The sequence below is a fragment of the Arthrobacter sp. H14 genome, assembly GCF_000520495.1.
Taxonomy (GTDB): Bacteria; Actinomycetota; Actinomycetes; order Actinomycetales; family Micrococcaceae; genus Arthrobacter_C.
Genome location: NZ_KI914672.1, coordinates 8656 through 18767, shown reverse-complemented (window position 1 = coordinate 18767; position 10112 = coordinate 8656). Strand labels below are relative to the sequence as shown.

The 10112-nt window shown below is 59.7% G+C and carries 9 protein-coding genes and 1 pseudogene; 6 read left to right on the top strand and 4 right to left on the bottom strand.

Going from position 1 to position 10112, the window contains the following annotated elements:
* The 4 genes from Y707_RS26775 to Y707_RS0116095 all read left to right on the top strand — a co-directional run.
* Positions 1-1130 (top strand): CpaE/TadZ family protein (locus Y707_RS26775; RefSeq protein WP_035782107.1); only part of this gene is annotated, 1130 nt, incomplete at its 5' end.
* Positions 1127-2620 carry a TadA family conjugal transfer-associated ATPase gene (locus Y707_RS0116105; protein WP_026535843.1) on the top strand — a complete coding sequence of 498 codons (1494 nt, stop codon included), beginning with the start codon at positions 1127-1129 and terminating at the stop codon, positions 2618-2620. The genes Y707_RS26775 and Y707_RS0116105, both read left to right, overlap by 4 nt.
* Positions 2621-2647: 27 nt before the next feature.
* On the top strand, positions 2648-3577 hold the full coding sequence (locus Y707_RS0116100; RefSeq protein ID WP_026535842.1) for a type II secretion system F family protein: 930 nt from the start codon (positions 2648-2650) through the stop codon (positions 3575-3577).
* Between the two features lie 7 nt (positions 3578-3584).
* Positions 3585-4466, top strand: a complete 882-nt coding sequence (locus Y707_RS0116095) for a type II secretion system F family protein (protein ID WP_026535841.1) — start codon at positions 3585-3587, stop codon at positions 4464-4466.
* Positions 4467-5048: 582 nt separating this feature from the next.
* Here the strand turns inward: Y707_RS0116095 and Y707_RS29125 are convergent.
* From Y707_RS29125 to Y707_RS0116080, 3 genes are all read right to left on the bottom strand, one after another.
* On the bottom strand, positions 5049-5426 hold the full coding sequence (locus Y707_RS29125) for an Hpt domain-containing protein (RefSeq protein ID WP_051442108.1): 378 nt from the start codon (positions 5424-5426) through the stop codon (positions 5049-5051).
* Positions 5427-5509: 83 nt separating this feature from the next.
* Positions 5510-7054, bottom strand: coding sequence for a signal peptidase I (locus tag Y707_RS0116085; RefSeq protein ID WP_026535840.1), 1545 nt, complete (start codon positions 7052-7054; stop codon positions 5510-5512).
* Between the two features lie 89 nt (positions 7055-7143).
* Positions 7144-7536, bottom strand: a complete 393-nt coding sequence (locus Y707_RS0116080) for a hypothetical protein (RefSeq protein ID WP_026535839.1) — start codon at positions 7534-7536, stop codon at positions 7144-7146.
* Positions 7537-8043: 507 nt separating this feature from the next.
* On the opposite strand from Y707_RS0116080, the gene Y707_RS26765 reads away from it, so the two are divergent.
* The gene (locus Y707_RS26765) at positions 8044-8409 is read left to right on the top strand and encodes a hypothetical protein (RefSeq protein WP_051442107.1); all 366 of its coding nucleotides are present in this window, start codon (positions 8044-8046) and stop codon (positions 8407-8409) included.
* 25 nt (positions 8410-8434) lie between these two features.
* Here the strand turns inward: Y707_RS26765 and Y707_RS0116070 are convergent, their stop codons facing one another.
* A complete protein-coding gene (locus Y707_RS0116070; protein ID WP_026535838.1) occupies positions 8435-9175 on the bottom strand; it encodes a response regulator transcription factor in 741 nt (246 codons plus the stop codon).
* Positions 9176-9289: 114 nt separating this feature from the next.
* On the opposite strand from Y707_RS0116070, the pseudogene Y707_RS31615 reads away from it, so the two are divergent.
* Positions 9290-10112, top strand: a pseudogene (locus tag Y707_RS31615) (hypothetical protein); the annotation flags it as partial.

Sequence of the window (10112 nt, the reverse complement as noted above, 5' to 3'; positions counted from 1 at the left end):
GCGGCCTCCAGGGGGAGGTGCGGACGTTTTTGACCGCTACGGTGCCCGCCGACCCGCAGGAGCTCTTCGCTGCTCTGACGCACCACCCGGAGGTTCTCATCCTCGGGCCGGGAATTTCCGTGGAAGAGGCACTGAGGCTGGCCACTGTTTTCGATGTCCAGTTTCCCGAAATCAGTATTATCCTCGCGGGTGACTACAGTCCGGAGTTGATTGTGCACGCCATGCGTGCCGGCATCCGGGACGTCCTGAGCCCAACTGCTGATGCGGACCAGATCATGGTGGTGCTTGAGCGCGCCTGCCAGGCCTTCGCCACCCGGCAGCGGACCTACCATCCTGTTCCTGAAGAGCCCCATAATAAGGGACTGGTAATCGGGGTATTCTCCCCCAAGGGAGGAGTAGGCAAGACCACCGTCGCGACCAATATCGCCGTCGGGCTCGGGAAAATCGCACCTATGGGTGTGGTTATCGTGGACCTGGATTTACAATTCGGCGATGTGGCATCAGGTCTCTTCCTAAAACCCGAACACACCGTTATCGACGCGGTGTCCCCTTCGGCAGCCAAGGACACCCTGGTCCTGAAGGCGTTCCTCACGGTCCACCCAGCTGGCATCTATGCACTCTGTGCCCCTAAAAACCCTGCAGAGGCCGATGACATTTCAAGTGAGCAGATTACCCGCCTGCTGGAACAACTCGCAGCTGAATTCGCCTACGTCATCGTGGACACGGCCCCGGGATTGCCCGAACTTGGTCTGGCGGCCATGGAGCGGTGTACGGATGTCGTCTGGGTCAGTGGAATGGACATACCCAGCGTCCGGGGGCTGCGCTCCGGGCTGGACATACTAAAGAATCTGAACATTCTGCCGGGTAACCGGCACGTGGTGCTCAATATGGCCGATTCGAAGGCAGGGCTTTCGATCCAGGACGTTGAATCAACTATAGGAGCGCCCGTGGACGTGAGTATCCCCCGTTCAAAAGTCGTCGCGTATTCGACCAACCGCGGGATTCCTGTCTTGCAGGAGGCGCGCCGTGACCGTGCGGTCAAAGGACTCAAAAATCTGATCGAGCGCTTCGACCCCGCCTGGAGAGCCAAAGCCCAACGTAAATTACACCGCAGGGTCGTGGTCCGATGAAATTATCCGAACGGCTCAACGCGGCCCGGCAGGAGACCCGTCCGGACGCTGGTGCTGCGCAGACCGGAGCCGGTACAGGCAAAGCGGCTGCGGCGAATGCGGAACCTGTACCCGTGGGAACCGAGGACAGCGCTGCGGCCAGCGTGTTCACCCCGGCCCAGTCCGGGCAGGAGGAACCCCGAAAGTCTCCGGTCCAGCAGCCTGTGGACGCACTTGCGGGTTTGAAACAGCGTGCCGCGACCGCCCTTTTTGAGCGGATGGGCGCCCGTTTCAATGACTCGACGCTCACCGAGAACGAGCTCCGCTCCACCGCCCGCGATGAGCTGGCCCAGGTCATCGATGCTGAACGTGTGCCGCTGAGCCCCGATGAGCGGGGACGGCTTATCCGTGATGTCGCCGACGACGTGCTCGGTTATGGGCCGCTGCAACGGCTCCTGGACGATGTGGAAGTCACCGAAATCATGGTCAACCGGATGGACCAGATTTATGTGGAGCGAAAGGGGAAACTGGTACTGACCGATTCTCGCTTCAGCTCCGAGGCCCACCTGCGCAAAGTCATCGAACGCATCGTCTCGAAAGTCGGCCGGCGCATCGATGAGTCTTCTCCGCTCGTGGATGCCCGACTTGAGGACGGATCCCGCGTCAACGCCATCATCCCCCCGCTTGCGGTGGGTGGTTCGTCCCTGACGATCCGTAAATTCAGCCGGACACCGCTGACCGTACGTAACCTCATCGATTTCGGCACCCTCACCCCGGCCATGGCTGAACTGCTCAACGCCTGCGTGAAAGCCAAACTGAACATCATCGTCTCCGGTGGAACGGGAACAGGAAAGACAACCCTGTTGAACGTCCTTTCCTCGTTCCTGCCGGACACGGACAGAATTGTCACCATCGAGGACGCCGTCGAACTCCAAATCCAGCAGGAGCATGTGGTCCGGTTGGAAAGCCGCCCCCCGAACACCGAGGGCAAAGGGGAGGTCACGATCCGCGAACTACTGCGGAACTCGTTGCGCATGCGCCCGGACCGTATCGTCGTCGGTGAGGTCCGCGGCGGCGAGTCACTGGACATGCTCCAGGCCATGAACACCGGCCACGACGGATCCCTCTCCACCGTCCACTCGAACTCACCCCGCGACGCCGTGGCCAGGTTGGAGACGCTGGTCCTCATGGCCGGAATGGATCTGCCGCTGCGCGCCATCCGCGAACAGATAGCATCCGCCGTGCACCTGATTATCCAAATTTCCCGGCTGCGCGACGGAACCCGCCGGATCACCCATGTGACAGAAGTACAGGGCATGGAAGGGGACATAGTGACCCTGCAGGACGCCTTTGTCTTCGATTACGCCGCCGGAGTCGACGAGCACGGCCGGTTCCGCGGCACACCCGTGCCAACTGGGATCCGCCCGCGCTTCATTGACCGTTTTGAGGACATGGGAATCCACGTCTCAGCCAGCGTTTTTGCCGGAAGGGAGCCCACCGGTGGAAGGTAAAGCAACGCACCGGGACAGGGGTGCCTCATGGAACTGCTGATTGGTGTTGGCCTGGTTTTGGTGGCGGTGATGCTGGTTCTCACTCTGGTGCTGAAACCCCAGCCCGACGTGCCCCTTGAACGCCGGCGCCCCTACGCGACGGAATCCCACTCGGTTTTCTCCCGTTTCGCCGGCGGTGCCGTTGACATCGTTGACGGGTACCTCTCCAGAGGGCGTTTCAGGCTGTACAACAGGGAGTCATTGGAAAACGCCGGCTTGAAATTGAGCCAGACCGACTTCCTGATCCTGGTTTTTTCCGGCGCATGTGTTGCCGCCGTACTCGGCCTGGTCATCGGCGGACCCTTGGCGGCCATCGGTCTGTTTCTGGTCGTCCCTGCCGCAGGCCAAATCCTTATAAATCGATTGGCCGGCAAACGCCGCAGTAAATTCGAGGGCCAATTGGGAGATACTCTGCAGCTTCTCACCGGCAGTCTTCGCGCCGGTCACAGTATCCTGCGGGCCATCGATGCCGCGGCAATAGAATCGGCCGCCCCGACGTCTGAAGAAATGAGACGTGTCGTGTCCGAGACGAGCCTCGGGCGGGATCTGCTCTCATCCTTGAACGACACGGCCTCGCGCATGCGCAGCGAAGACTTCATCTGGGTTTCGCAGGCAATCCAGATCAACCGTGAAGTGGGAGGAAACCTGGCCGATGTCCTCGATCAGGTCAATGAAACAATCCGTGAGCGCAGCGAAATTAAGGGACAGATCAAATCCCTGGCCTCCGAAGGAAAGTTCTCCGCCTACATCCTGATGGCCATGCCCGTTGGCATCGTCGGCATGCTCATGGTGATGAGCCCTGGTTATATGGACCCCCTTTTCAGCGAGCCTCTGGGATGGGCGATGATTGGCCTCTCCATAGTTCTGATGACCATCGGCGGCCTCTGGATGCGTAAAATCATCGATCTGAAGTTCTGAGGCGGCCATGGACATTGTCGTTGTGACCGGGATGCTGCTTATCGCCCTTCCCCTGGGCTACCTGGCATGGGCAGGGTTCTCCACCGGCGGGAAAGACCGGGCTGCGATCCAGACCAATCTGGACCGCCGCCGCGAGCAGGATGAAACAGTAGAGCGTGCCGATAACGGTCTCCTAAGCAGGCTGGGCCAGCGAATCACCCCTGAGGCATACACCCGACGGCTCGACAAGCTGCTTGCCCTCGCCGGACGTCCGGCGTCGATGCCATTACCACGGCTGCTTGCAGCGAAACCGGCGCTGGCTTTAGCTGGTGGCGCCGTCGGATTCTTCTTTATCCTTAATCCCTCTCCGATTGTGAAACTCATCGGCCTGCTCCTCATCGTTTTTTCCTACTTCCTGCCCGACCTGCTGCTGATGAGCAATGGCCAGAAACGCCAGAAGCAAATACAACTGGAACTGGCCAACACCCTCGATCAAATGCTGATCTCTGTGGAAGCAGGGCTGGGTTTCGAAGGCGCCATGACACGGGCCGGCCAAAACGGCAATGGCCCGCTGGCCGAGGAACTGATCCGCACGCTCCAGGACATGCAAGTCGGCCGTTCCCGCAAAGAGTCCTACACGGCCCTGACCCAACGAACCAACATTCCGGAGCTGAGAAGCTTTGTACAGGCTGTCGTACAGGCGGATGCCTACGGTATCGCAATCGGCCAGGTACTACGCGTGCAGGCAAAAGTGATGCGGGTCAAAAGACGCCAGCGGGCAGAGGAAAAAGCCATGAAACTACCCGTAATGATCCTGTTTCCACTACTGTTTTTTATCTTCCCAGTGATTTTCATCGCGATCCTCGGACCAGCGGTGATCAACGCCATCGCCACCTTCAGTACCCAATAAAACCTAGCTAGCGGTCAAAGCGCAAACCTTCGCCCAAGACTGACAAGGTCCGGTGGCGACGAACCGGTCGCGCTCCGATTTGATCACAGGTCATGGACCGGCACCCAGGTACGGTCTCCATCTTCGACTGACCCGAGGTCACAGTGGATCCGCTCGGATATGGATGATTACGCCTGGCTCGCGCGGGTTGGCTTCTGAGGGCTGCCGTATAACCGGAATCTTGGCCGGAGAGTGATTGTAAATCGCTGTACCGGCGCCTGCCTCACTGGTGCAGGAGATTGTGCCGCCGCCGGTTCCCTACGATGGTCTTGGTGAGAGATAAACGCAGGCCAACACCGGGTATTAAAATGAGGCCCGGGCGTGCCGGTCGGAAAACCTGCAGATACGTCAAAGCGGCTTCCCGCTGGCTCATTCCCCTGCTGACCATGTCCGCTATTGAATGCAGCGGCCACCTGCTTTCCCCGTGGTCGGCTGTTCCCCGGGGGCACAACTAAATTGAGAGGGAAGCTGGCTTCGAGATATTTGATCGCTGGTATCGCCGCTCACGCAGCCGGCCCTATAGTCTGACTCTGCGCTCGGGTCTCACAGGGGTAATAAGCCGGTCAGAGCTTCTCCCAGCGCGGAGGTTTCATTTTTCAGGCTGAAGTTCTGCTGTCGTGCCTCGTAAAACTTTCCTGCCCGGACCGCCCGTTCAATCTGCGAGCATCTGTTCTCCACGATGGGTCCCCCGATCATGGCGGAGGTGATCTTCAGGCTCAGCACCGACTCCATGGCCATGTTGGTGTCATTGTTGTCCAGGGCGGAGATGATCCTGTGTACCCGGCGCGGTAACAATTCAACGAAGTTCCTCGCGAATATGAGCCGCGCGTAACTGCTTCCGAGTTCACTTCTCAATGATTCAAATGTGGCGAGGTCAACGGGTCCTGGTTCCAGGGCCGGCAGGAGATTTGCAGTGGGCATGTTTTTTCCTTCATATGAACTCATGGGACTTTGGCCTTAATCAGCTGCGCTGGTCTTTATGTCCGGCAGTTCAAGGAATCCTGTCAGGCCTCCGCGTCCACCAGCGGCTCTTGTGTTTGCTGTTCTGGTTGCTCGGCGCCTGTGCGGTAGCGGTAGGTGGTGTTTTCGTCCTGGACGATGAAGGTTTCGACGTCGCTGCGTGCCCAGTGCAGCACCAGCAGTCCGTATCGTTCGGCGAGTTTGGCCAGTGTGGCGAAGGTTGTGACGTCGATGACTGGTCTTCCCTGTGGTGCGGTCATCGGGTGCACCTTTACCAGTAGTGCGGCGTAGCGGCGGCGGATGGTGGCTCCTTCATCGACCGGGGTTCTGCGCCGGGCGGCCAGGAGCAGGATGGTGCCGGCGAGCATTGATGTCACCAGCATGACCGCTGAAATGACCCGTGCCGTGGCTGCCGTGAGGTTCCAGCTCTCGGGTCCGATGGTCCGCGGTACGAGGGCTGGCTCAACGGCGGTGTCTTCGCCAGTGACGGTGAGGGCTTCCGTGCCGCCGTTGACCGTGACCTGCAGGGGGGTCATGTTCAGGTTCAGTGTTGGCTCGAATTTATGCCCTGTAGTTGTCTCCACCTTCGGGGTGATGGCGATGGAGACCTGCCCGGCTGGGAGTCCGGTGACTTCGGCCGCTGCCTGGGCCTTGGCCTCAATTGCTTCCAAGTCCAGTTGGATGGTTCCGTCATACCTGTCGCCGGTGAATGATTCCGGCGCCGCCAGTGGGATGGTCGAGTTCCATCCGCCGGGGCTCGACAGTTCGGCGGCCACTGTCACGTCGCCGGGCTCGCCACTGTAGGAGTAGTGGACGTCGACCGTATCAATGAGGTTGCGGAAGACCGGCTGTGGGGATTCGACAGTAGTGTCGTCATAGGCTGGGCTGGGTTTGACGTCGGCGGTGTAGGAGAACACCATGCGTGCATCGGTGGTTGGTTCTGCCGCTGAGGAATGTTCCAGCGGCCCTGTCCAGGCCGGCACTGCCAGCGCGGCTCCAAGGACGGCGACGAGGATGGTGGCGCCGGCGGCGGCCTTTAACGGTGGGGTGAGGGTTCCAAGCGCCGTGGCCGGGGCGGATCCTGTGATGGTGTGCCGGGACATGTTGGTTTTCCTTCGTCGTTTGCGTGCGCGCCGTGTGATGGCGGTGCCACCGCCTGCCAGTAGCGCGAAGGCGGCCAGGGCCAGCATGGGCGGGCTGGTCAGGCGCTGGAGCCAGATGCCGCCGTGGGGAATATGCAGGACCGCGCGGCCGATGAGCTGCTTCGCGGACGGGTGCATCACGTCGATCGACTGGCTGTTATCACCCTTGATTACGAAACCGTCCGCGTCACCGTCGATGATGCGGTGCAACACCACGTTGTTGTCCGCAGGCATCCGGTAGGCGACGATCTGCCCCACCGAATAGGAAGACGCCGGGACCACGAGGACAAGATCTCCGTGGTAGTACACCGGGTTCATGCTGGTTCCGTCGGTGGACACCACAGCTGCGTGACCGCCTGCAAGTACCGCCGCGCTAATGGCCAGCAAGACCGCAACCGCCATCAGTGCCGCTGCCAGCAGGCGGCGGAAGAACCGGTTCAGCATCATCGTGGATCCTTGTTCGCTAACGATTCAAGTAAGGGGCATGACCCACTGTTGCGGATGGGTCATGCCCCGCGCTTGAACTGGATGCCGGATTAGCTGGCGGTCACGGCCAGGCTGCTCAGGTCGGTGTAGCCTGCTTCAGTAGCTGCTGCCGTGTATGTGCACTCGGAGACGCCTGCGGTAACAACTCCACAGTTGAAGGTGCCGCCCGTTCCACCGGAGGGTACGGCCGTGACGGCGACACCGTCAGCGGTGTCGGTGAAGGTCAGGGTAATGCTGTTGACCTGGGTTTTGGCTTCGGCGTCGGCGAATCCGTAGTTGACTGCGGAGAGGGTGGCGCCGGTGACGCTCTGGCTGACCTGACCGCCGATGAACTGGGTGTCCCCGGCGGTGGTGGCCAGACCCGTGCCGGTCAGTGCCGTGCCGCCGGCGAAGGCCAGACCTGCAACTGCGACAGCGGTGATGAGCTTGCTGGATTTCCTCATGATGGTTCTCTTTCGTTTTTAGGTAGCCCGGGCGGCCCGAACGGGATCCGGTTATACTTCCCCGGCCAAGACCGGATGTGTGATTGCCGGTGGGTTCGCTGCTTACTGCTCCAGTACCGATTTCCCCTGGGACTGGTTCCGCTTCCCCACTGCAGGTTTGGACTTTTCATTTGTCCGCGCTGCACCGACACTTCTGAAGCTAGCAGCGCATTCGGCCCAAAAGTTTGACCTTCGACGAATCTGTCAAAAGCCTGTCAGCAGTCTGCGGATCCTTTGCTTTACCTGCCGAAACGCTGCAAGTAGCCGCACCGCTTACCGGGTGCATGGATGACTGCAAGGACGCGGGTAAGGACAAACGCAGTGTTTGGGCAGGATTTGCTCAATTTCAGGTTTTTTCCAAGGTGGGAAAAGTAATCTGAACGAGTATTGTTTCGTTGCCAACATCCGGATAAGGACGGTGCTTTTAATGTGGGTGCCATCCACGCAAACCCAACACGAGTGCCGGCGATGACCGTGGCCGCTACGGAAAATCGTCCCTTCGTCGACGCCGCCGTCCTTCAGGCTTTCGAAAACGAGATTGGTGATCCCGTCATTGCGCGGGAGTTTGTGCAGGACTTTGTCGGGATATGGGCACAGCGGTACGAGAAGTTTGCAGCCGCTGTTGCCCGCCGGGACAAGGTGGCGGCCCTTGATGCTGTGCTGAGTATCAAGGTCACTTCCCTCATGCTGGGGGCCGCGTTATTGGCCGAAGCCGCCTCCGACCTGGAGGCGCTGCTCCGCCGCTCGGACATGGACAGCACCCTCGCAGGTATGCCCCATCTACTGGCGTGTGGAAATAAGACGGTTGAAGTGTTGCGCGCTGAACAACTGTGAGCGCCAGGGGTAAGAACAGTTCGTTCTACACACCTGCCCCCGGCGGCACGCGATAGCCGATACCGCGCACGGTCAGCACCCTCCGGGGTTGCTTTGCATCCTCACCGAGCTTGCGCCGCAGGTTACCTATATGGACGTCGACGGCCCGCTCATCGGCTTCACTGATATAGGTGTCTTCCCGGTAATACTCGCCCCGGACGGCTCTGACCAGATCAGCTTTGGTCCGCACCGTCCCGGCATGGAGTAACAGTTCATGAATCAGGTCGAATTCGCTTCTGGTCAAACTCAGTTCCCTGCCCTCGACAGTGATAGAGCGCATCTTCCGGACCAGGGTGATCCCGTTACATTCCAACACGTCGCCGTCAGCAGCACCGGGAGGATTTTGTTCCATCTGCGGGCGGGGGCGGCGTAACATTGCCGCTATTCTTGCCCGCAGTTCACGGGGGCGGAAAGGTTTGGTCAAATAATCGTCGGCTCCGGAATTCAACGCCGTCAGCATGTCGATTTCATCCCGCATGGCGGTGATCATAATGATGTAGCAATTACTGAATTGGCGGATCTGCCGCAGGACTTCATAACCGTCCATATCCGGTAGCCCGATATCCAACGTCACAATGGTGGGCTCGTAGCTGCGGGCGGCTTTCACACCCTCGCGGCCTTCGTCAACGGAATAGACCTCGAATCCCGACTGCCTCAACACGGCATCCATCAGGTGACGGAGATCGGGATCGTCCTCAATCACCACAGCCACTCCAGGATCGCTCATATACCCTCTCCGTCAGGAAAACATCTGAGTTAATTAGTGAAAAACGATATTCCCGGATAACCCGCTGAGGGTAATGACTACACTTTTTCAATTCCGAGGAACCATAATGAGCCTATGCGCCGAATTTCATTGGGGGAAGGGGTACGCAACAAATACCGGGACCCGGCCGTGCGGGAATGCGCGGATGTGAGCGATCCGCGTATCCCGGTGTGGCGTCGGCTTTTGCCGGGGCAGGGCCTGGGCGGACGGGTCTTCGCGTGCCAGTTTCCATTTTCTATAATAAGCGCGCTGGCTGCAGTGATGATCCATGTTTTTCGTCCGGATCTGCTCGGAATCCCGGCCCTTCAACTGGGCTTGCTTCTTCACCTTGTTCTCCTTGGCGTTAGTTTTGCCTTGCCTTGGAACAGGTTGTTTCCCGGTGCAGTTTTGGTTGTTCCCATCGCGGATTTTTTCCTCATCGCGTTCGCCGGTGCCGTTGCCACAGATGTGATTGCCGCGTGGGGGCTGCTCGCCGTTTTCCCCGTGGTGTGGCTGTCCTCCTCGGGTCTAAAACTCAGAACCAATACAGTTTTGAATTTTATCGGGGCCCTGATAGTCGTCTCAGCATCCACCTTTACGCCCCCTGGCCCTCCCACCCCGGAAGAACTCACCATGGCGGCGCTGATCCCGTTGGCTGCACTCGCCATGACGCTGACCATTCACTTCGGCCGCGGAAGCAACCTGCTTCAGCCGCGGGACGTGGACACTGGCTCGCTTAAACCACCACCCGAATCCGGCGCCATGGCTGAACGGCAGCTTTCGGCGGTTTTTGACACCATGGCGGCCGGCATCACCGTGGTGGATGGAAACGGAACCACACTGTTGATAAACCGCCAACAACGCCTCATCGACGAACTTGCCGGCCCGGACGGCAACACCTCCGGCCGCCTGCGGCTTG